The organism is Ruminiclostridium cellobioparum DSM 1351 = ATCC 15832 (assembly GCF_000621505.1).
Classification (GTDB): domain Bacteria; phylum Bacillota; class Clostridia; order Acetivibrionales; family DSM-1351; genus Ruminiclostridium; species Ruminiclostridium cellobioparum.
The window spans coordinates 182979-205573 of the sequence record NZ_JHYD01000003.1 but is presented as its reverse complement, the minus strand read 5'-3'; the positions used below and the strand labels follow the sequence as shown (position 1 = coordinate 205573).

Sequence of the window (22595 nt, the reverse complement as noted above, 5' to 3'; positions counted from 1 at the left end):
ATGAGCCACATTTGTGGCCACAAAATGTTATGCAAGTAATTATCCTTTATCGCAATGTGGCGAATAAAGGAGGTTAATTGGCCATGTGCGCTTTCAAAGTATTGGTAAATACTTTGAATATTTCGCACGGCCATAAATTCACAGGTTAGTTTTGGAAGACGAACGCAAGTGAAGTCTTTCAAGCTAACCTCCATGAGCCGCATTGCGGCCACAAAACTGTAATGAAATCTCTTCACCCCCTCATCCGCTATAAGGCGAATAAAGGAGGTTAATTGGCCATGTGCGAACAGTTTCACGCAGACTTAATACTACTTATTTATCATTTTATTGAATTTATTAACTATATCTTCAGCAATTTTCTCTGCTCTGCAAACCATTATAAGAGTATCATCACCTGCTATCGTACCCAGTATTTCCTGCCACTTCAAGGAGTCTATGGCAGAGCCCGCTGCCTGGGCCATTCCTGAAAGGGTTTTGACTACCACGATATTATTTGCATAATCGCTGGATACATAAGCTTCGGTAAGGATTGTTATGAGACGGTTGGATACCTGATTCTCAGACTGGGAAAAGGTTGCATATTTATATCTGCCGTCCGATGACATGACCTTTATTAGTCTCAAATCCTTAATGTCCCTCGAAACAGTTGCCTGAGTGACATCCATCCCCTGTTCCTTAAGCCTGTCCGCAAGTTCCTCCTGCGTTTCAATCACATTGCTTTCGATTATCTCCAAAATCTTGGCATGTCTGTTATATTTCATACTATTCCTCTTTCCTGTCATAGATTTTGTTTCTTAAGACTGTAAAAAAATTTTTCGAGTGAATTTTCAATATTTTTACCTTTGAAGCCGCCTTCTCAATCTCAATATAGTCTCCGCCGGTTATTTCATAGTTCTTTTGTCCGTCAACGGTCACCAGAGCCTTATGCTCAAAGCCGTCCGATACCGAAACCTTGACCCGTCTTTCCTCAGAGGCCACAAAAGATCTTGAATACAGCATATGCGGACATATAGGAGTCACTATTATAAGTTTTGACGTAGGTTCGGCTATGGGGCCTCCCGCCGACATGGAATAGGCCGTCGAACCCGTTGGTGTGGCAACTACTATGCCGTCGCCGGGAAACATATCAAAAAAATTGTCATCGATATAGGTACTCAAATGCAATATCCGCGGTATCCCGGCCCGGGATATGGAAACATCATTAATTGCCACATCCTCTGCAAACAGTTTTCCCTCTTTGTATATTCTGGATGAAAGCATCATTCTCTCTTCAATTATATAATTATTCTGAAAGATACTTTCAACAGCTTTATCAATTTCACCTTTTTCTATATCCGTCAAAAAACCCAATGATCCAAGATTTATTCCCAAAATAGGGAGATTGTACAAATAAGCAGTTCTGGCAGTCTTTAAAAAAGTCCCGTCACCGCCCAGACATATGATAAGCTCACATTTACTGCAAATTTCCTCAACCTCATTATCCAGCCCTTCCATACCCTTTGTTACCGATCTGGTAGGTATAACAGCCTGTCCTCCAAACTTTCTTATACTTTCGATAAGCATATTTGTATAGGCAAATCCCACGTCTTTTTCATTATTAGTAATTATTCCGATATTTTTCATATTGCCCTCCAAATGCCAGCTTTATAACTGCACCTTTACAGTTTAGCAAAAGCCCTGACTTTTTGCAAAGAATTGCTGTAAAATAAAGACGTCTATGTGTTACAAAGCTCACTGTGTGCGGCATCAACCACTTTTCCGACCAGTTCCTGCAAATTCTCCAGGGCCTGCACAGCATCACTTTTTGATATATGCAGCAAATACTCTATGTTTCCCTCAGGTCCCTTTATGGGCGAAAATGACAGGCGTTTGATATAAAGATTTTTTGAAAGTACAAAATTAATAATATTATTTATTACCTCTTTATGAACTCCGCTGTCTCTGACCACACCATGCTTTCCAACCTTTTCTCTACCCGCCTCGAACTGGGGCTTTATCAGGCAGACCAGCTCTGCTTCAGCCTTCAGCAGCTCCAGTACCGCAGGCATAACCTTTGTCAGAGATATAAAGGATACGTCAATTGATGCAAAATCGGAAAGAAAACCCACATCCTCAGGTTTTACATATCGTACATTGGTTCTCTCCATGCATATGACCCGCTGGTCATTTCTGAGCTCCCATGCCAGCTGTCCGTAACCCACATCTATGGCAACCACCTTCTCGGCCCCGTTTTTCAGCATGCAATCGGTAAAGCCTCCCGTCGATGCACCGATATCCATGCAGGTCTTCCCCTCCAGCCTTATATTGAATTCGCTTATTGCCTTGGCCAGCTTCAGACCTCCCCTGCTTACAAAGGGATTTGCGTTCTCCTTGATTTCCACCTGGCATTCAGCCGGAACTTTTGTCCCCGGCTTGTCCTCACGCTGTCCGTCTATCCAAACTACTCCCGCCATTATGGCACTTTTGCTTTTCTCCCGGCTTTCAAACAAACCCCGGTTCACCAATAATATATCTAGTCTTTCCTTTTCCAATTTAACCTCCATGAGCATGTTATGGCTTTGAGCCGCATAATTCAGAATAGATTTTTAATACGTTCTGCAAGTGCTTCTGCGTCCAGGCCAAGTATTTTCAGTAATTCAGCTCTTGACCCGTGGGTTATGAATTCATCCGGAAGCCCCAGGATACTTATATTCCTGTTAATTCCCTTTTGGTTTAAAAATTCCAGAACCTTACTTCCAAAGCCCCCGCTCCTGCTGTTGTCTTCCAGAGTAATTATATAATTGAATTCATCTGCAATTTTTAAAATCAAGTCCTCATCCAGCGGCTTGATGAATCTGGCACTTACCACCTGTATATCAATATCAGACCCCATGAGTATTTCAGCCGCTTGAAGCGCCGTATCCACCATACTTCCGGCAGCAAGCACACAAACTTTTTCACCTTTTTTTACAATGGCCGATTTTCCTGCTTCAAGAGGAATTCTTTGTCCCAGGCATTCCTTGCCCCTGCCCCTTGGATATCTGACGGCAATTGGTCCCTTCTGTCCGTTTACCGCATAATCAAGCATCTGCCTGAGTTCATAATAATCTGCCGGGGCCATTACCGTCAGGTTTGGTATATGACTCAGAAATGACAAATCAAATACTCCCTGGTGGGTTTCACCGTCCTCCCCAACTATCCCGGCCCTGTCAACACCAAAGATCACATGCAGATTTTGAGTTGCAACATCGTGAATAATCTGGTCATAGGCTCTCTGCAAAAAGGAAGAATATATGGCAACAACAGGAATCAAGCCTTTTACAGCCATTCCTGCTGCGGATGTCACAGCATGCTGTTCAGCTATTCCCACATCAAAGAATCTGCCTTGAAACTCGTTACTGAAGCGGAATAAGCCCGTTCCCTTTGCCATAGCGGCAGAAATAGCCACAATTCTCTCGTCCGAAGCTGCAAGTGTGCACATTGTATCTCCGAAAACTTCCGAATAATCAGGAACGCTGCTGCCGTGTGTTTCACCTGTCTCAACTTCAAAGGGCGCAATACCGTGAAACCTGTCCGGACTTTCTTCGGCAAAGGAATAGCCCTTTCCCTTTTGAGTGTTGATGTGCACTAAAACCGGTCCTTTGATCTTTTTAGCAGCAATTAAAGCTTTGCTTATCTCTTCAATATTATGACCATCAACCGGTCCATAATATTTGTAACCCAGTTGTTCAAAAAATACACCCGGTGTAAAAATATATTTCACAGTGCCCTTTAGTTTTGAGATTACCCTTTTAGCCTTTTTACTGAATTTAGGCATCCTGTCCAAAAAATTTTCTATATCTTCCTTAGTCTTTGTATAAAAGGGATCTGTCCGCAATTTGCTCAGGTATCTGGACATACCTCCCACATTTTGTGCTATGGACATTTCATTATCATTGAGTATGACAATAAAATTGGAAGTATATCTGGCCGCATCATTCAGCGCCTCATATGCCAGTCCGCCTGTCATTGCCCCGTCCCCAATTACGGCAATTACGCTGTAATTTTTCTTCATCAGATCTCTGGCTCTTGCAATGCCAAGGGCAGCCGAAATCGATGTGCTGCTGTGTCCCGTATTAAAGCAATCATGCCGGCTTTCACAGGTTTTAGGGAAACCTGCCAGCCCCCCAAGTTTTCTTAACGTATCAAACTCATCTTTTCTTCCGGTTATGATTTTATGAACATATGATTGATGTCCCACATCCCATACCACCTGGTCCGAGTCGGTCTGAAAAATTTTGTGTATGGCCAGGGTCAGTTCAACCACTCCAAGGTTTGAAGCCAGATGTCCTCCGGTTTTTGAAACCTTATATATGAGAAAATTCCTGATCTCGTCAGCAAGTGCGGATAGTTCTTCATTATTTAATTTTTTTATGTCATCAGGAGAGTTTATACCTTCTAAATACCCCACGAGTTAATCTCCTTTGTTTCCGGTCATTTTTTCTTTTTACCATTTTTATTCTTACTATTATCCCATCTATTCTTAGTTTTAACAAATTTAAAACGTCCAAACAAAAAGTTTGTAACCACAGCTACCTTATATATTATGTAATTGCTGTTCTGAAGTGCAACGGATTTTCCCAGGGCCTTTCCTCCCACAGTAAGTGATGCCACCATGGCAGTTATGGATAACCCGAATATACTGTTTTCAACCTGGCTTCCTTCCCCTGAAATTTTGTATACGATATAAGCTGCCGCAGTACCGCTTATAACACCGCAGATATCACCGACAACATCATTGCAGAAATTTGAAACCTTGTCTGCATTTCTTATTAACCTTATAGCCTGTTTGGCACCGTAAAGCTTTCTTGAGGCCATTGAATGAAAGGGTGCTTCATCTGCCGCCGTTGCTGCAGTACCTATAAGGTCAAACAGTATACTGATTATGATTATACCAAAAACTATAAGAAAGGAAACTATTGTAGAAGCATATCTTATTGTTTCATTCGAAAAAAAAGACATGAAGACAGAAATAAAGAAAGTAACTATTGTAATCAAGAGCGTCCATACTCTTGTTTCTTTTTTTGAACCAATGGTATTTGATTTAAATTTGACTTTACGTTCATCGGCTGGATGCTTATAATTGTCTTCCACACCAATCCTCCAAAAATATAACGGCACTGAAAACATATATTTGCCGTTATTAACTGACTTATAAAAACCGGGTGGCAATTTATTGAGTAAATTTTGCGGCTTAGGTCAGGCAGGATTTCCCTGATGCGTACTGGAATGTCGCCAAACCAGAGGTTTCCCTTTAACCGCATCACCATTGCGTTACCGCATATGGGGCCTGATTACCACTTAGTCCACACTTTAATCCCCAATAAATTACATTTCGAACAGTCTAGGGGTTTTCCCCGACAGTCAAGATGATTCCTAGCCTCTTTTGCAAAAAGGGTTTCAAACAGCAATAATGCCCATATATCGGCCAATACATCAGGCATCCGATCCATTATCCACCAAATTTCACTCAAGGCAGGCTACTCTGTTCACAGCATTATTAATACCGCATAACAGGTTTAATCCCTAGTCGTAGTCGAGGTGGCAAGTACAGGGAACAGTTTTATCGCTCCTGCGCTCAACTTTTCAACCACAAGAAAGGGTCTCCACGGAAAAGGGGTCAACGCCCGCATGCCATTGCAGATCGCCCCTAAGCCTTAACTCCCAGCATCAGCCCACCACTGGGCGTAGCAAGCCGACACAAGGAACTTCATCGATGTGCCCTTAAACGGATTTTTAGGCCCGTCTTCAGAATCATGAGTACTGACTAGAATACTGCGCCACCCTGTTTTTGTGTCATCGAGAACACATTATAACATAGAATACATTAAATTACAAAGGGATATTGATCCAAATTCAGATCTGGAACAGTGATTGATTTTAATTTTGTGCTTTACCTCGTGATTTTTAAGTCAACTGGTAACTCCCGCACTAACTTCATGAAATAAGGCTGCACCCAAAACAATTACGGGAATTGCTTTTTACCGTGCATCTTATTCCATGAAGTTGTCCTCGAGTTCCAGTTGATTTTAATAAATCTTATTTGTAAGGCAAAACGAAATTCAATTAGTACAACGAGTTAATTCCGATTCACTGTTACAGAGCTTAATTTGATCTTGTCGCCAGGGCCGAGGCCAGCTCTCTCAGGAAATCAGCCCTGCTGCCGAAGTCGGCCAGAAAGGCAATTCCTTCGCCGGTCACGTCCTGAAGCAGCTGCTTTGACTTATCCAGCCCGTACAGCGTCACGTAGGTTGACTTATCACACTGTGCATCGCTGCCCGGCTTTTTGCCCATTTCCTCCATGCTGCCTTCCACATCCAGAATGTCATCCTTTATTTGAAAGGCCAGACCAAGGTTTGCAGCGTAGTTTGACAGCGCGGCAAATTCCTTTTCCCCGGCTCCGGAAATTATTGCCGAAGCCTCCACCGGAGCTTTTATTAGTGCTCCGGTCTTCAGTTTGTGCATGGCCTTCAGTTCATCACTGTCCACTCTTCTTCCCTCACCGTTCAAGTCTATGACCTGACCGCCGATCATTCCAAGGGAGCCGGCACACCGGGAAATAACCTCCATAGCCTTCAGCTTTGCCATACTGTTGCCGGTCAGCGCATCCTTGATCATGGTTTCATATGCCAGATTCAACAGTGCGTCACCGGCCAGGATGGCCATAGCCTCCCCAAAGACTTTATGATTTGTGAGTTTTCCCCTGCGGTAATCATCATTGTCCATGGCGGGCAGATCATCGTGGATCAGAGAGTAGGTATGGATCATTTCTATGGCACAGGCAAAAGCAATAACCTCCCGGGGTTCTATTTCAAAAATCTCGGCTGTGGCAAGAGCCAGGGAGGGCCTCAATCTTTTTCCGCCTGCCATCAGGCTGTACAGCATAGCCTCTTTAAGCCTGATATAGTACGGGTTTTCGATTGGTATGCTGTTTGCCAGGCTTTCTTCAACAATAGTCGAATAAAATGCTTGTTTTTGGGTAAAGATCATAGTTCAAAATCCTTTTCAATTAAATTTCCCTCTTCATCCTGGAGCAGGATGGATATTTTTTTCTCGGCCTCATCCAGTTTTGCGGCACAATATCTGGATAATTCAATTCCCTGCTGGAAATTGGTTATTGATTCCTCCAGGGATATATCACCCTTTTCAAGCCTTGATACTATCTGCTCCAACTGGGATATAGCTTCTTCAAAGCTCTTATCCTCCCGTATATTTAAGTCCTGATTCATTTATTTCCTCCTTTGCCGATTTATTTCCTGTCTGTGGATACTACACTGCAGTTGGCCTTTCCATCCTTCAGAGACACTTCCAGCATATCACCGGGCTTAACCTGCTCCAATCTGCTGACTATGGTCCCATCGGAATTTCTGACCACGCTGTAGCCCCTTTCCATAATTTTCAACGGACTCAGTGCATCCAGTTTTCCTGCCAGTAAAGCAAATTGTGCTTTTTTGTCTTTAATGAGCATCTGATTATCCCTGAATAAATGTTTCACGTCATTGTCCAGTTTCAACCTGTACTGATTCAACCTGTCATAGGGCTGCTGGAAAACCGGACGCGTCTTTATCTTTTGCAGCTGAGTTTCGCATATATTGAGTTTTTTCACCAGCGCACTTTTCATTCTCACATTGTAGTTTTGCAGTTTGTATTTCAATACCTCTACGTCTGGAACGGCAAGCTCGGCAGCAGCCGACGGTGTGGGAGCCCTCATATCCGAAACGAAATCACATATGGTAAAATCCGTTTCATGGCCCACGGCAGATATCACCGGTATTTTAGAGGCATACACGCTCCTTGCCACCACCTCTTCATTGAACGCCCAGAGTTCCTCCAGAGAGCCGCCGCCCCTGGCAACTATTATTACATCCACCTGGCCCAGCTGGTTGAGTTTCTGAATTGCAGCCGCTATCTGGCTGGCGGCCTGCACTCCCTGCACCGCCACCGGGTACAGCACCAGCTTCATTTTACCGTGCCTTCTGTATGTAACATTTATAATGTCTCTTATAACCGCCCCGGTTGAGGAAGTGACCACACCGATGCTCCTGGGCAGCAGCGGCAGTTTCTTTTTTATCGCAGTATCAAACATTCCTTCTGCCTGAAGCTTGTTCTTAAGCTGCTCAAAAGCAAGGTGCAGCGCTCCCAGTCCGTCGGGCTGCATATCACCGGCATACAGCTGGTACTGTCCGTCCCTCTCGAAAACTGAAATGTAACCGGATACGATTACCTTGTTCCCGTTTTGAGGCATGAACTTGAGCTGGTTGGCCTGTGTCTTGAACATAACGCACTTGAGGACGCTGTTCTCATCTTTTATAGTGAAGTACATATGTCCGGTGTAATGATGCTTGAAATTGGATATTTCACCCCTCACCGATAAGCCGGACAGTATCCCGTCATTTGAAACAAGCTGTTTTATATAGCTGTTTATATCCGAAACTGAAAAAACTCTGTTCAATTTATACCCCATTTCTGCTCCGGAAAAATAGTTTTTGCCAAAGCATAAAATAATCCATACTTCCCCTTTAAACAAAAAAAGATAATGCAGAAACTCACATTACCAGTTTTGATAAACCATACTATTTATCTGAGGTGTCTGCAGCCTCCGACGTTGCTGCTTTGTCAGCAGGCCCGGAGGTTTCAGGTGCCGCCTCCTCCGCATCGTTTTTGGTTACCTTTGCAAGCAGTCCGTTTACAAAAGCACCGGCATCTTCATTACTGTATTTTTTAGCAAGTTCAACCGCCTCGTTTACAGAGACACTGAAAGGAATATCCTCGCGGTATAAAATTTCATAAATCCCTATACGAAGTATTGACAGATCGACTTTTGACAGTCTGTTGATTTTCCAGCCCATGGCATATTTTTCTATAACTCTGTCAAGTAAAGCCACCCTTTCACTAACCCCATCGATAATGCCCCTTATATATTTCCTGTCGCTGTCGGTTAAATTCTCGTCATGAAGTGCGGTTTCAATCTGTTCGCTCCTGTCACTTTTCTGAATCTCAAGCTGATACAGCAGTTTCATGGCAGCTTCCCTTGATGCACGGCGTCCCATTAACAATTCCTCCTATGTATATCAATTGACATTTTTTATTATTTTCAAACTACAAATTGCCATTACTATAAAATACCATTTCTTGATACTGCTTTTTCTGGAACCTCTCGTCTTACTTATTATTACCTCACACCTTCTACCGGTAAGTTCCCGGAGGAAGTATCCTGTCCAGGAGGTTCTTGATATAGTCTTTGTCCTGGGACAGCCTCTTGCCTATATAGAAACCGACAACAACACATATAACTATAAACAATGCCTTTAACACTCCCAGAAGCAGCACAATAATGGCTATGGAAAGCCCTATTCCGGCTCCGATAATTTCACCTTTATGCTGCCTGTATACTTCATACAGTTTTTGCTTATCCATCATTACCTCCCATCCCGTGTATCACACGCCAGCAACAAGTTGCAATAAAAACACTTGTGTTCTTTCTGCGTGAAATGTATGATGAATTTTTAAATGCATTTTCACGCTGCACCTGCATATGTCACTCAACTCTCGAAGACTTATATCCGGTGAAAATACTTTCTACAAGTACCTTTACACTTTCAACCTGCACTCCGGTACACTCCTCTACAGAGGATTTAACCTTGACCTGCATATCCTCTGAAAGCAGCGGAATGTTTATCTCGGGAAGCACTATGGCCTTGACGGTGATGCTGACGCTTTCCCCGATTTTAGTAACATATGCTTTTGAATCACGAATACCCGACAGTTTCCTTGAGGTTGCAAGTGCAATATTCTCAATTGAGTTCAAGGTGATCCTGATATCACCGTTTTTATTATATTTGATAATAGCCTTTTTATCTCCTTCAGGCTTAAAACCCGAGAGCAGGAACGTCAAGCTCAAGCAGAAAAATATCGAAGCAATAATGAACATGACTATAGATGGATTTCTGTTGGCTAATACCTCTTCATATAAATATGTATATGTGTCGGTCAATATGTCCGACCTTATAGTAACCAGCATTGCAAACATTGAAGCCAATGTAAGAAAAAATGCGTAAATAGCCAGCAATACACGTAATATTATGTTCATGAATCCTCCACCTCTTTTCATTTATTTTACAAAAAACTGCTGCATTTGTAATATAAATCTACAGCTAATTATATTTCATGCATGGTCAAAAATCAAATTTCTGCATTTATATGAATTTTATGGTTCTTTTATATTATCCCCAGCAACAGGGCTTATATACTCTTATTAGATTCGTTTTCCTTCTTAATTTCCTTGTCGAAATTAACTCCCTGGACATGAATATTGACTTCAATGACATTAAGTCCCGTCATTGACTGAACGGCATTTTTAACCTTGTCCTGAATGTCCCATGCAACCTCCGGAATCCTGGCCCCGAATTCCACAATAATATAAAGATCTATTGCCGCCTCTTTTTCGCCAACCTCAACCTTAACACCCTTTGACAGGTTCTTCCTGCCGAGTATTTCTGCTATTCCGCCTGCTATCCCGCCGCTCATGCCTGCAACACCCGGGACATCGGTAGCAGCGATCCCTGCAATAATGGCAACTACCTCTTCAGATATTTTCACTGATCCGTAATCATCCAGAATATTATTTTCTTCTTCCATTATGCACCTCTCCATTTAACAGGTTAACATACTTGAACCATAAACAATGTTCAAATGCCCTCATCACCATATTATGGCTCAGTTTGGTAAAATTATATCACTTCAGCACTTATTAATCAATGAGAATAAAACCAACGTCTTTAAAAAGAAATAAAACTGACGGCTCCAAAAAGGCAAAAGAAAAAGGTTATCCATAGGAATGATCAACAGCTGCGCCTGAAGCGGCTGTCGGTCGTCCCTTTGTAAGATAACCTCAATGATATTGTTGAATTTAAATATTTTTTAGTTAAAAATACTTCTTTATCACGATTTTTTCCATTGGGATATTGGCCTGTCTGGTAACTATATCAACTATCTGTGCTGTCTGCTGCTTGGATATAGCCGGCGCCTTAACAACTATATCTACACTTCCGTCATCACCAAACAATGCAACAACATCACTGAAGCCCTTACCTTTTATCAGGTTTTCGATATTTAATTCCTTTTGTGAAGTTTCAACTATCTTCATCATTTTAGCCTGGGCTTCGGCTTTTGCTTCCTTGGTAGCACTCTGATCATCAGTTATGCTCTTCATGATTTCTATATCTTTGCCTCTTACAACATCTCTGTCCATCTTTGTCTGGGCAAAGTAACTATTTGCCTCTTTTGAAGCAGTTACTGTCTTCTCCGAATCATCAACCGATGCGGTCCCATCCCCGGTTACATCCTGATTATCCACATATACAGCGTCGCCGATCTGGGCAGAGTCTTCCTCACTGAACTGTGAGCTCTTGTTGTAGCTGTACTGTAGATACCCGGCAATAACTAGCATCAATACAAGGGATAGTACGATAATCTGTTTTCTTTTTAAAAATTTCATCACATAGACCCTCCTAACAATCTGAATAGTTTATTGCTCCCGTTGGCTTTCAGCCATAAGGATTTTTTTCGAAATGGGCGGTACGGCACCATTCCCTTCTCAAGATTATGTATATTCATTGGTATCACACTTTATTTCTATTTTTATAAAATTTAATTGTTTCTCCTCTGAAACACTTGAATCTTATGGGCAGCCACCTCCAATAACGCTTCGGCAGCCTTTGTCAGGTTACTCCTGACTTCGGCATCTCCTCCGCCGTCGGCCACGATGACCACACCTTTTACTTTGGGAAGTATTTCCTTGACAACAAAAGGCTTCTTGACCCCCTGGCTTTCCTCGTAAACGATGCTTCTATCCCTGCTGTTCTCTTTAATGTCCCTTGAACCTCCTTCCTTGTCTCTCTCCTGGGTGCTGTTTTCACTTGAGTTTACATCTACCGCAGGCACCGACTCGCTTCCCGAAACAAAGGTAATCATTACATCCACTTTTCCGGCCCCCTTTATCTGCGACAGGATTGACCTGAGGTTTTCCTCTATTTCGGTTTTTGACTCACCTTTGGCCTGACCCAGGGCTTCAGCTGCAGTGGGATCGGCAGGTTCCTGTTTTTGGTTTACTGTCTGGGGAGTGGTCGTTGCCGCATTTTTTTTAAATGTATCTTCGAAAAGTACACTTCCTGCAATCAGGCATATTACCCCTATTATTGCAATTATTACAGCCTTTTCTATAATTTTTTTGCTGCCGTATTTGCCTATTCTCTGTTGAATTTTTTTTGCCAATTCGCCCAATTTATTCATCTCGCTACCTCCCAGGATTTTATATGAAATTACCCGGTAAAACTTAAGTAATGGTTACTTCAATGCTTTCCTTATTTACCTCAAGAGACTTGTTCAGATTCTGTTTTACCAGTTCGGTTAGTCTCTTGTCTTCAGGATCGACAAATTTCAGACCTTCCTTTTCCTTCTCTTTCTTTTTGTTCAATCCGGCATTTATATCTATTTTTTCCACTGTTACCACTGGTTCTATGGTTTTCTTGTCCTTTTCTTTTGATGCCTTTTTTAATTCGACGGATATCTTTGTAATTTCACCAAATTTTTCAGAATTGTAGTCTTCATTTATTTCCACTGTGGTCTTTGTTACCGAAACACCTTCCAGCTTGCCGGCTTCTTCCTCTATCCGCAGTGCCAGCTTTTTTTTGTAGACTTCGGCAATTTGTCTGGCCTGGGTCTCCTCCAGCAGCTTGCTGCTGTTTTCAACCTCTTTCTGGTCTATGTAGAAGCTGTCGGCCTGTACCGCTTCACTCAAATCAAAATTGCTGTTTTTCAATTGGAGAAATGGATTTACCACGGCAATCAAAAGTACGAAACCCGACACCAGAGTTATTATTTTCTTTATTTTCCCTGACGGAACGATTATTTCAAATAAAATCAAAATCAATGAAATTGTTACAATATTTATTATCCAGCTTCTCAGAAATTCAAGCATGCCCTCACCTACCTTATCATTGCAGAAACATTTGTGGTGCTGATCACAACCGTTATGACAATCAGAAACATCACTGCCACGGCTGCTGTGACTCCAAGTACATATGTCAGCGAACCTGCCATATCATTGAGGCAATTTGTTATTTTTTTATCTGAAATAGGCTCTACAAAAGCACAGGCCAGCTTGTACAGAATAATTACGGCAAGTATTTTAAGCAGCGGAGCCAGGCAGATAATGATTATACCTATCATGGTAATAAGTCCCGAAGCATTTTTAATTATCAATGTACAGCCCACAACCGTATCGGCGGCATCGGCCAGATACTTTCCCACCACCGGAACGAAAGTCCCCAGCGCATATTTTGCCGTTTTGCTGGTCACCCCGTCCACAACGGCCCCCATAGAGCCCTGTATGGAGACTATTCCTATAAATACGGTGAGTATAAGGCCCAGGCCCCAGGTGCATATCTGTTTTATAAAACCTGAGAGCTTTGTAAGCTGGACTTTATCCGAGATGTTATTTACAATATTCAAAACCGTCACCAGAAATATCAGCGGGATAAAGAAGTTTTTGATTACTGTTGCACCAACCTCCACAAGCATTATGAGTATGGGCTGGAACACCCCCGCTGAAGTGAAGTTTCCCGCCGAAACAAGCAGTGTTATCAGCAGCGGTATTATTGCATGCATGAAGGTCACCATACTGTCTATAATTGACATGCACATTTTCATTGCGCTGCTGAAGCTCACCATCAGCACTGAAACAATTACAATGTAGCAAACGAAAAATGCCAGTTCTCCCACGCTTTCCCCTAAAAATGAGTTTTGAAGGTTTTTGAGTACTGCACAAATTATTGAAAGCACTACTATCTTAAAAAGTATGTCAACATTGAGGAAAACCTCCTCCAGCAAATATTTGACCACCCTGTCGAGTATTCCTTTAATGCTGAGATCAAAATTCCCCTTGGCTGCACCGGCAATAATCTTTTCGGGATCAAATTGAGGAAATAGTTTCTCTGCATCGTCATTGTAATACTTTTTTATGCTTTCACTGATTGCCGTACTGTCATTGGCTTCCAGCTGTCCGTTTATTATGCTCATAGTGTCGTCAGGGGTCTCAGTCTTTTTTTCCTTCACTGCCGAGTCCTGATCCGCCCTGTTGGAAGTGCCGGCATATGGAGGTTTCTCTTCGTTCCGGGATGCCGCATTGATTTCTACAGGATAAAAAAGGCTGAGCAGCAGAACAACAAATAAAACACCAATTTTTAGCTTCCTTCCCTCTTTGGATTCTTTAAGCTTCCTCTTCCTTTGCATACTACCCCCATTTGCTGCAATACAGCAGCATTAAAAAATAAACAAAGCTTCCAGCTGTCTTAATAAAACTTGTCCATATGTGAATTAAAATGTTACAGCCGCTAGGGCATCAGCTTGACGACCAGGTCCAGCAGTGATGTAATTATGGGAACTGCCAGTATTACAATTGTTACTTTACCTGCCAGCTCGATTTTTGATGCTATTGACGACTCGCCTGCATCCTTGCATACCTCGGCTCCGAACTCTGCAATGTATGCGATGCCTGCTATCTTCAGCAGAATTGTTATATAGGTGGCATCAATATCTGCTTTTCTGCTGAAAGTCTTTATGAAATCAATAACCGAGGTAAGCTTGACCACTATCAGAACAAATATCAGAAGTCCGGCAACTATGCTGACCAGCATGGCAATTTCAGGTTTCTGCTGTCTGATTGTTACTGTTAAAATAACTGCTATAATACCAATGCAAACAATTTGAAGTATATCCATATCATCTGTACCCTCATAATTTTAACCCCTTTGGATTTGTCCATTGAAATTCGTATAAACCTCATTAAAACTGAAACATTGTTTTTACAGCGGCAAAAAGTCCTGCTATTTCCTTGGATACCATCATTAAAACAACTATAATACCTGCAAGTGTGGTCATCATGGCCTGTTCCTCCCGGCCCGACCGTTCCAGCACCTGGTTGAGCACCGATACCAGAATCCCTATTGCAGCTATTTTAAATATAAGATCTACATTCATAATGACCTCCATGAGCCATATTACGGCCTTGGGCCGCAGCGGCTGTAAATTATTTATGGAACCTCTACCTCTTATCCGTTCTATGTGAAAAAGTATGCTGTGGGGCCTTGCATTGAAAGCGCTAGAACAATATTATGGCCAATGCCAGACCGCTTAAAACTCCAAGAGTTCTATACATTTTTTCGTTTTTCCGTTTCATTTCTTCCGACTTGGCTTCCTGCAGCTTCAGCTGGGAGGAAACAAGCCTGATGTTGTTAAGCTGCCCCTCAAGGTCGGAATTTCCAAGCATCTTGCCAAAAGTGATCAATATGGCCCTGTCCTCCCTGTTCAGTGAAAGCTTTGAATAATATTCATTAACAGCCTTGTCCCATGCCATGTCTGCAGTTACCCCACCGGTTTGAAGGTTCAGGGCGGCAGCTTTGAAAAGTATGGCTGCATCTACCTTTGAAGTTTCATATATTCTGAAAAAGGCCTCTGTCAGCAAGTTCGACAAATAGCTTATTTCATTTTCCAGCATCTGGAGCAGGGCCTGCAGCTCCCGCAGGGTTCTGGGCCTTTTGGAACAATCGGCGGCCAGCAGAAAACCTATCAAACTTGTAGCCCCTGTTAAAACCACGGCTCCAATCATTTTCAGCAGCATCAGGAACACCTCCTGTAGATGGCCGACTGTTGGGAATCAAACACCTCTTCCAGCGTTCCGGGCCCGTTGCTTGAGCTTAAAACTATATATCTCTCAAATGTATTTGCTTTGATCATTGCCAGAAGTTCCTCGCGCATTTTCAGCTCTGAAATGTTATAGCCATGTGCCGAGGCAATGATTTTGACTCCGGAGTTAAGTACTGTCATTATTGCCGCCTTGTCGCCCCGGGTACCGATTTCATCCGTTACGATAATATTCGGGGACATGCTTCTGAGCAGCATTTCCATTCCCAGAGCCTTGGGACAGCTGTCCATAACGTCTGTTCTGAAACCCACGTCATTTTGTGGAATTCCTTTACTGCAGGCGGCTATTTCCGATCTCTCATCTACAATTCCTATCTTCAATCCCTTAAAATCAATTCTTTCACCGCCATTGCTGAGAAGCCTTGCGGCATCACGTAAAATTGTCGTCTTTCCGCTTTGAGGCGGACCTATGATAAGGGTGTTGTATATATCATCACTGCTTTTAATTATGAAACTGACAAGTTTGCTTGAACAGCCGTAAACTTCCCTGGCCACACGTATGTTCAAACTGTTGAAATCCTTGATATTTCTTATTTGCCCCTCCTGAACTATTACCCGGCCGCTTAAACCGACACGGTGGCCCCCTCTGAGAGTCAAATAACCGGATTTTATCTCTTCCTGAAAGGCGTAAACGGAATTTTCACTCATTAATTCAAGGGACTTTATTATTTCATTCTGAGCTACCATATACGCTTCCCGTATATCGGAAGATATTTCACCGTTTGCAGTCACAAACAGGTCCCTGCCGCCATAAAAGACCATCAGCGGTTTTCCTGCCCTCATTCGTATTTCCTGAAGATTGTCCAACTTTTCAGCCTCCAGCTTCATTAAAATTGCCCTGATACTGGGTATCAAATAAGGCAATATGTCACTTTGCACCCCTTTAATCATGTGTATGCATCTCCTAAATTAAGTTATTTATATATATTAGGCTTTGTCCATGTTTATGACATGTAAAAAAAATAACCCAACTTTATTTTTCAGGTAAAGTTGAGTTATCAATTTTAATATTTTATTAATGATTTTTTTTATTAATACATCTATTATTTCAATGACACTTTGTTTTTCATCATACGTGACGTTACATAAAACAGGACACAAACCATCACGATTTCAAATACATAGCCTCCAAGACCGATTACAATGCCTGTGGGCTCGGAGCCTTTTACGGTTTCCAGTATAAAGCCGAACATGTTTTTTGATGTCAGAGAAGCATTTATTTTTTCAAAGCCAATTTCAATTGAGAAGGGAATAAAAACAGTAAATATTGCTTCCACTATCTGTAAAATTATGTTTGTTGCTATGAAAACCAGGAAAGCCGCTGCTATACCCATACTATGAAGGGCCGGCGTGTTGGCCACAGTTACTGCGAAGTATATCTGCCCCAGTAAATACAGAGTTGCAAGTACGATGGCCGGTATGAATAAATAGATCATTTTTTCGGCACCAAGGCTTTTTATTTCATCCATTGCCAAAGCCAGTTCGCCTGTGACTCCAAAACCATATAAGCTTACCAAAAATGCCCCGGCAGTAAAGCAATAGCTTAAAATCATCCAGAAAAATGCCGCTATGGATTTGGAAGCCAGCAGCAAACCAGGTTTAACAGGCAGCGTAAACATCAGATAACCTTCGTTTGAATACAGGTTCTTATAAAATCTCATAACTATAATTACAAAAGTAATTATTGAGACAGCGATTCCCAGCAGCATGAGTACCACAGACGTGGTAAATTGAAACCATTGGATATGCAGCAGCTTTACCGAAAAAAGCACCAAACCGGCAAAAATCAAACCGACAAGATAAAGCAGAGGAATGGTGCGTGCAGTATCTTTGAATTCGTATTTCAATAATTTACTCAACATTTGAATACCTCCTCAAATAATTCCACCACGGATTTGCCGTTATTCTCGCGTATATTGTCCACGGTATCATCAATCAGTATTTTGCTGTCTCCAATCATGATCACCCTGTCAAATATCCTTTCCACATCATTGATCAAGTGTGTGGAAAGAAGGACTACCGCGTCTTCCGAGTAGTTATTCAATATAATGTCCAGCATTGCCTTTCTGGATGCCGGGTCCAGACCTCCCAGGGGTTCATCCAGAAGATATATCTTTGCTTTCCTGGACATGACCAGGGTAAGCTGTACCTTTTCCTGCATGCCCTTTGACATGCTTTTTATTTTCTGGTCGGGATCAAGCTTAAACTGAGTCAGCATTTCTAACGCTTTCTTCCTGTCGAAGTCGGCGTAAAAATCCTCAAAAAAGTCCAGTGCTTCCCTTGCTTTATAATTTTCAGATAAATAAGTTTTTTCAGGCAGGTAGGAAATTATGGATTTTGAGTATTCGCCGGGTTCAGAGCCCTCAATCAGAACCTTTCCCTTATAATCTTTTATCAGACCTGCTATTGTTTTTATCAGAGTAGTCTTGCCGCAGCCGTTAGGTCCCAGCAAACCCACTATTGTTCCGTTTTCAAGTGTAAGTGATATATTGTCCAATACCTTCCTTGAGCCGTATTTCTTATCCAATGAACTTATTTCAATTATCCTGCTCATATATTATCCTCCTTTATTAAAGGCTTGATTTATTTGATACTATTTTGATTATTTCCTCATTTTTGTAGCCAAGCTTTTGCATGGCATTATAATAGCTCTCGGTATACTCTTCAGCCATACCGCTTCTGGCTTTGGATATCTTCTGCTGGTCCTGTGAAACATACCTCCCCGAAGTTCTTTCGGTATAAAGCAGCCCATCTCTTTCCAGCTCGGACAGAGCTCTCTGCATGGTGTTGGGATTTACCGAAAATTCAACAGCCAGGTCTCTCACAGACTGCAGCCTCTGCCCCGGCTCCCAGACACCGGATACAATTCTGAGTTTTACATCATTCATTATCTGAAGATAAATGGGCACATTTGATGAATAATCATTTGCCACGGAAATACCCCCTTTCGGTAATTTTTCTATCCCTTTTTATCTGCTTCCTGCCAGGTTACCTTATAGCTTCCCTTGTGTTCCTCGGCCGTAACGGTAATATCGTAATCACCGGGTTTGTCAAGTGTCACCCTGAACTCCGAAGTGGGAAGGTCGTTTTTTTCGTAAACTGTCTCGTCCTTTTGATTCTTTTCAGCTTTTTTATCTGCTTTTCTAATAATAATAAAATCAAGCTTTCCTTTTTTTGAAACTATGTTAACACTGACCTCAAGGGCTTCTCCTTCTTTTACATGCAAATCTGCAGTTTTGTAACCGCTGAATTTTTGATAGGACGCCGACATCCTGGAAAAGGTATTTATCTCCACCGATCCAGTTGAACTTCCGCTTCCATAAGTACATCCCGAAATAAAGGCCAGTGCAAATATGAGTGCCGATAAAAGGCCTGTTTTTTTATTCATACGTTATACCCTTTCAATAAGTTATAATATTGTATCACTGTATTGTTGTACTAAGTTCTTAATACAATAATACAACAATTGTATTAAGGTGTCAATACAATTGTTGTATATTTGCTTTAGCAGTTGCTTGCAATTATAAGCAATGCATATATTCCTCAACTTTGCCGGCCTCTACTGTAAAACCCGCACCCTTGGCACAGAAAATAGAATTTGAGGTATATTCCGGATCCGCATTTTTATTGTAACCCGAATTTTCAATTACTTCGGATTCATTATGGCATATGTCATAACCGTCAAAAAACAGGTTTATACTGCCCTTTCCCTTTGTAAAGGAAACCAGCTCCATACTGTAATTCATAAAGGTTGCAACCGGCCCCCTCCCCCTTATTGTCACCTTGTTTTCCCGGGTTTCAGGCGGCTCAAAATCACCATGCATTTTCTGTATATCCGACAAAACCCTTCCCATGCTGTCAGTATCCACTTCAATCCTGAAACGGTAGAAGGGCTCCAGCAATATGCATCCGGCTTTTTCAAGCCCCTGTCTCAGGGCGCGCAGAGTTGCTTCCCTGAAATCACCCCCGCTGGTATGCTTCAGATGGGCCCGTCCTGTCAAAAGGGTGATTTTAACATCTGTAACCGACGAGCCGGTAAGCACTCCGTTGTGCTCCTTCTCAAACAGATGGGTGCGGATCAGATTCTGGTAACTGGGCAGAAGGTCATCGATATGGCAGGCGCTTTCGAAGGAGATACCGCTGTTCCTGGGTGCCGGCTCCAGTCTCAAATGTACTTCGGCATAGTGCCTCAGGGGCTCAAAGTGCCCATAGCCCGTTGCCAGCCTGGATACGGGCTCCCTGTAGAGTACCTGGCAGGGGCCGAAATCCACTTTGTATGAAAACCTTTGTTCTATTACCTGCTTCAGCACCTCCAGCTGTATAACGCCCATTATGCTGAAATGCAGTTCCTGAAGCGCTTCATTCCAGGAAACATTAAGAGCCGGATCCTCTGCTTCGAGAAGTTTCATTTTGTTTAATACTTCCTTGTTGTTCAAACTTTTATCAAAGACAAGTCTGGACTTAAGTGCAGGTATCACCCTGTACACGGCTCTTTCCTCCAGAGTTCCGGCCCCATCTCCGGCACAGGCTTTGGAAAGGCCTGTAACGGCGAAAATCTCTCCTGCCGAAACAAATTCTCTTGTTGAAAATCTGGTGCCGTTATATATTCTTATTTGATTGATTTTTTCAGAAGGCCTGCCACTGCCGGTAACTTCATCCTGCCTGCCGTATTCCAGAGCATCCTTTACAGAAAGCTTCCCCGAAAGGGCCTTTAAATATGTAACCCTGTTCCCCTGCTCATCATGGCGTATTTTATATACTCTGCCGCTGAATTTCTCGGAGCTTTTTTCTTCATAATCGGAATATGACAGCAGGTCAAGAACTTCCACAAATTCTGTTATACCAACATCCTGGAGAGCCGAGCCCGCCATGCAGGGAAAAACACGGCCCTGTTTTATCAGCTGCTTCAATTCCAAGAGCCAATCAACCTTCTCAACCCTTCCCTGCAAATAAAGTTCCAACAGGTTTTCATCTCTTTCAGCCACAAATTCCATCAATCCGGGACTTGTATTTTTGAGCTCGGATATGGAAAGACAGCCGGTATTTTTTACGGCTTGTGGAACCAGACCGGCTGTAAACAGGATTTCTCCTGTCAGCTTTACTTTTATTTCAGCAATAACATTTTCAATATTTGCCCCTACACGGTCGATTTTATTTATAAAGAAAAAGGTGGGAATATTCAAGTTTCTCAAGAGCTGCCATACGGTTTCAGTATGTCCCTGTATTCCTTCCACGGCGCTTATAATGACAACAGCATAGTCCATTATCTGCAGTGCTCTTTCCATTTCAGAGGAGAAGTCGGCATGTCCGGGGGTATCTATCAGGTAACAGGTTGATTCCCTATAGGTAAATACAGCCTGATCGGTGAATATTGTAATACCTCTGTCTCTTTCAATTTCATGGTTGTCAAGAAAGGCATTTTTATGGTCAACCCGCCCTCTGCTCCTGATGCTTTTGGTATGATATAAAATCTGTTCTGCAAATGTAGTTTTTCCGGCGTCCACATGTGCCAGTATTCCTATGGTCTTTTTCACCTTAACCCCCCAGGCCATATTATGGCTTTTGAGCCGCAGCAGCGGCCAATAATATTGATGAAATTTTTCCTATACGCAAAAAACTGCCAACAAGTATTTGTCGGCAGTTTTAAATCTTAATAATTACTCTTTATCGTGGTCATGTCCACAGCCACATTCATCGCCATCACAATCGCAGTCCCATTCAAGTTCTATCTTCTGATGGCAGTGAGGGCATTCGATTGCTTCTGCATCCTCATCGATCAAATCAAGGTCAACCTCTATCTCCTCACCACAGTAAGGGCATTCGATTTCTTCAAATTCGATCTCATCTTCGGCTTCATAAACAATTTTTTCGAGTTCGGCAAGATCCTCGTCAATACCATCCACCTGCTCGCTCATTTCATCCTGAATCTCTTCAACATCTTCGATAGCAAGGGAAATATCGTCCAAAACATCAATGATAGCAGTCAAAAGCTTGCCTTCATTTGTAGTATCATCTACTTTCATGCCCTCTGCCAAACCCTTAATGAAAGCAACTCGTTCACTAATATAACTCATAATCCTACCTCCTCATTTTTACTTGTGTATATTTAATTATTTTACTCTTTCCATGTATTCATTTGTTCTGGTATCTATTCTTATAACATCTCCAGTATTAACAAAAAGCGGAACTTTTATAACAGCTCCTGTTTCAACAGTAGCAGGTTTTGTAGCACCGGTGGCAGTATCACCCTTGAAGCCGGGATCAGTCTGGGTAACTTCAAGCTCTACAAAGGTTGGCGGCTCAATTCCGAATACATTTCCCTTGTGTGAAAGTATCCTGACTACTTCATTTTCCTTGACGAGATCAAGAGTGTTTCCTATTGCAGCCTTGTTTATAGGAAGCTGCTCATAGGATTCGACATCCATGAAATAGTACAAATCGCCATCGTTGTAAAGGTACTGCATATCTTTTCTTTCAATATGAGCTTTTGGCATTTTATCGGTTGGATTGAATGTTCTTTCAACTGTTGCACCGGTTACTATATTCTTCAGCTTTGTTCTTACGAAAGCGGCACCTTTACCAGGTTTAACGTGCTGGAATTCCACAACCTGAAATATATTATTATCCAGTTCAAAGGTCACACCGTTTCTAAAATCGCCTGCTACTATCATATCTTACCTCCATGATATAAATAAAATTTACATTTTATGAATTAATAAATAACATAAAGAATTTTTTATGTTTAATTGTTCCTAGTTTATATTAAATTAATTTTAACGTTTAGGCAAGTAAATTTTCGAATTTAATCACCAAAT

27 protein-coding genes are annotated in these 22595 nt (G+C 42.1%); all 27 read right to left on the bottom strand.

Annotated features, from left to right (window positions below):
• Nucleotides 1–308 precede the first annotated feature (308 nt).
• Nucleotides 309–761, bottom strand: a complete 453-nt coding sequence (locus tag T344_RS0104945; protein WP_004625711.1) for an arginine repressor — start codon at nucleotides 759–761, stop codon at nucleotides 309–311.
• Between the two features lies 1 nt (nucleotide 762).
• The gene (locus tag T344_RS0104940) at nucleotides 763–1623 is read right to left on the bottom strand and encodes an NAD(+)/NADH kinase (protein ID WP_004625682.1); all 861 of its coding nucleotides are present in this window, start codon (nucleotides 1621–1623) and stop codon (nucleotides 763–765) included.
• Nucleotides 1624–1715: 92 nt separating this feature from the next.
• Nucleotides 1716–2531: a TlyA family RNA methyltransferase gene (locus tag T344_RS0104935; protein ID WP_027627782.1), complete on the bottom strand. Its 816-nt coding sequence runs from the start codon at nucleotides 2529–2531 to the stop codon at nucleotides 1716–1718.
• Nucleotides 2532–2572: 41 nt separating this feature from the next.
• Nucleotides 2573–4429, bottom strand: a complete 1857-nt coding sequence (gene dxs / locus T344_RS0104930) for a 1-deoxy-D-xylulose-5-phosphate synthase (RefSeq protein ID WP_027627781.1) — start codon at nucleotides 4427–4429, stop codon at nucleotides 2573–2575.
• A gap of 23 nt (nucleotides 4430–4452) precedes the next feature.
• Nucleotides 4453–5112 carry a hypothetical protein gene (locus T344_RS0104925; RefSeq protein ID WP_004625717.1) on the bottom strand — a complete coding sequence of 220 codons (660 nt, stop codon included), beginning with the start codon at nucleotides 5110–5112 and terminating at the stop codon, nucleotides 4453–4455.
• Between the two features lie 1011 nt (nucleotides 5113–6123).
• Nucleotides 6124–7008: a polyprenyl synthetase family protein gene (locus tag T344_RS0104915; RefSeq protein ID WP_027627780.1), complete on the bottom strand. Its 885-nt coding sequence runs from the start codon at nucleotides 7006–7008 to the stop codon at nucleotides 6124–6126.
• Nucleotides 7005–7247 (bottom strand): exodeoxyribonuclease VII small subunit, encoded by a 243-nt coding sequence (gene xseB / locus T344_RS0104910; protein WP_004625684.1) that lies wholly within the window; start codon nucleotides 7245–7247, stop codon nucleotides 7005–7007. Before xseB ends, T344_RS0104915 begins: the two co-directional genes overlap by 4 nt.
• Nucleotides 7248–7267: 20 nt before the next feature.
• Nucleotides 7268–8470 carry an exodeoxyribonuclease VII large subunit gene (gene xseA, locus T344_RS0104905; RefSeq protein ID WP_027627779.1) on the bottom strand — a complete coding sequence of 401 codons (1203 nt, stop codon included), beginning with the start codon at nucleotides 8468–8470 and terminating at the stop codon, nucleotides 7268–7270.
• Nucleotides 8471–8591: 121 nt separating this feature from the next.
• Nucleotides 8592–9068, bottom strand: a complete 477-nt coding sequence (gene nusB, locus T344_RS0104900) for a transcription antitermination factor NusB (RefSeq protein WP_027627778.1) — start codon at nucleotides 9066–9068, stop codon at nucleotides 8592–8594.
• 136 nt (nucleotides 9069–9204) lie between these two features.
• Nucleotides 9205–9435: a DUF2273 domain-containing protein gene (locus T344_RS0104895; protein ID WP_004625708.1), complete on the bottom strand. Its 231-nt coding sequence runs from the start codon at nucleotides 9433–9435 to the stop codon at nucleotides 9205–9207.
• 121 nt (nucleotides 9436–9556) lie between these two features.
• Nucleotides 9557–10108 (bottom strand): alkaline shock response membrane anchor protein AmaP, encoded by a 552-nt coding sequence (gene amaP, locus T344_RS0104890; RefSeq protein WP_004625694.1) that lies wholly within the window; start codon nucleotides 10106–10108, stop codon nucleotides 9557–9559.
• 152 nt (nucleotides 10109–10260) lie between these two features.
• Nucleotides 10261–10656: an Asp23/Gls24 family envelope stress response protein gene (locus T344_RS0104885; RefSeq protein ID WP_004625704.1), complete on the bottom strand. Its 396-nt coding sequence runs from the start codon at nucleotides 10654–10656 to the stop codon at nucleotides 10261–10263.
• A gap of 286 nt (nucleotides 10657–10942) precedes the next feature.
• Nucleotides 10943–11515 carry a SpoIIIAH-like family protein gene (locus tag T344_RS0104880; protein ID WP_004625676.1) on the bottom strand — a complete coding sequence of 191 codons (573 nt, stop codon included), beginning with the start codon at nucleotides 11513–11515 and terminating at the stop codon, nucleotides 10943–10945.
• A 152-nt stretch (nucleotides 11516–11667) separates the two neighbouring features.
• Nucleotides 11668–12309 (bottom strand): stage III sporulation protein AG, encoded by a 642-nt coding sequence (locus tag T344_RS0104875; RefSeq protein ID WP_027627777.1) that lies wholly within the window; start codon nucleotides 12307–12309, stop codon nucleotides 11668–11670.
• A 43-nt stretch (nucleotides 12310–12352) separates the two neighbouring features.
• Nucleotides 12353–12997 carry a stage III sporulation protein AF gene (locus T344_RS0104870; protein ID WP_027627776.1) on the bottom strand — a complete coding sequence of 215 codons (645 nt, stop codon included), beginning with the start codon at nucleotides 12995–12997 and terminating at the stop codon, nucleotides 12353–12355.
• A gap of 8 nt (nucleotides 12998–13005) precedes the next feature.
• The gene (gene spoIIIAE, locus T344_RS0104865) at nucleotides 13006–14310 is read right to left on the bottom strand and encodes a stage III sporulation protein AE (RefSeq protein WP_051571586.1); all 1305 of its coding nucleotides are present in this window, start codon (nucleotides 14308–14310) and stop codon (nucleotides 13006–13008) included.
• Between the two features lie 101 nt (nucleotides 14311–14411).
• Nucleotides 14412–14798, bottom strand: coding sequence for a stage III sporulation protein AD (gene spoIIIAD / locus T344_RS0104860; RefSeq protein WP_004625702.1), 387 nt, complete (start codon nucleotides 14796–14798; stop codon nucleotides 14412–14414).
• A gap of 64 nt (nucleotides 14799–14862) precedes the next feature.
• Nucleotides 14863–15057, bottom strand: a complete 195-nt coding sequence (gene spoIIIAC / locus T344_RS0104855; RefSeq protein ID WP_004625685.1) for a stage III sporulation protein AC — start codon at nucleotides 15055–15057, stop codon at nucleotides 14863–14865.
• A gap of 121 nt (nucleotides 15058–15178) precedes the next feature.
• Nucleotides 15179–15697: a stage III sporulation protein SpoIIIAB gene (gene spoIIIAB / locus T344_RS0104850; protein ID WP_027627774.1), complete on the bottom strand. Its 519-nt coding sequence runs from the start codon at nucleotides 15695–15697 to the stop codon at nucleotides 15179–15181.
• Complete coding sequence (spoIIIAA, locus tag T344_RS0104845) at nucleotides 15697–16671, bottom strand: stage III sporulation protein AA (protein ID WP_027627773.1); 975 nt, start codon at nucleotides 16669–16671, stop codon at nucleotides 15697–15699. Before spoIIIAA ends, spoIIIAB begins: the two co-directional genes overlap by 1 nt.
• 152 nt (nucleotides 16672–16823) lie before the next feature.
• Entirely contained in the window at nucleotides 16824–17642 is an 819-nt protein-coding gene (locus tag T344_RS0104840) for a hypothetical protein (RefSeq protein WP_027627772.1), read from the bottom strand.
• Nucleotides 17636–18334, bottom strand: a complete 699-nt coding sequence (locus T344_RS0104835) for an ABC transporter ATP-binding protein (RefSeq protein WP_027627771.1) — start codon at nucleotides 18332–18334, stop codon at nucleotides 17636–17638. The genes T344_RS0104840 and T344_RS0104835 overlap by 7 nt, the downstream gene beginning before the upstream one ends.
• 16 nt (nucleotides 18335–18350) lie before the next feature.
• On the bottom strand, nucleotides 18351–18713 hold the full coding sequence (locus T344_RS0104830; protein WP_027627770.1) for a GntR family transcriptional regulator: 363 nt from the start codon (nucleotides 18711–18713) through the stop codon (nucleotides 18351–18353).
• 26 nt (nucleotides 18714–18739) lie between these two features.
• On the bottom strand, nucleotides 18740–19168 hold the full coding sequence (locus T344_RS0104825) for a hypothetical protein (protein ID WP_027627769.1): 429 nt from the start codon (nucleotides 19166–19168) through the stop codon (nucleotides 18740–18742).
• Between the two features lie 133 nt (nucleotides 19169–19301).
• Nucleotides 19302–21314, bottom strand: coding sequence for an elongation factor G (locus T344_RS0104820; protein ID WP_027627768.1), 2013 nt, complete (start codon nucleotides 21312–21314; stop codon nucleotides 19302–19304).
• 123 nt (nucleotides 21315–21437) lie between these two features.
• Nucleotides 21438–21854 carry a CD1247 N-terminal domain-containing protein gene (locus T344_RS0104815; RefSeq protein WP_027627767.1) on the bottom strand — a complete coding sequence of 139 codons (417 nt, stop codon included), beginning with the start codon at nucleotides 21852–21854 and terminating at the stop codon, nucleotides 21438–21440.
• A gap of 36 nt (nucleotides 21855–21890) precedes the next feature.
• Nucleotides 21891–22451 carry an elongation factor P gene (efp, locus tag T344_RS0104810; RefSeq protein ID WP_027627766.1) on the bottom strand — a complete coding sequence of 187 codons (561 nt, stop codon included), beginning with the start codon at nucleotides 22449–22451 and terminating at the stop codon, nucleotides 21891–21893.
• Nucleotides 22452–22595 lie beyond the last annotated feature (144 nt).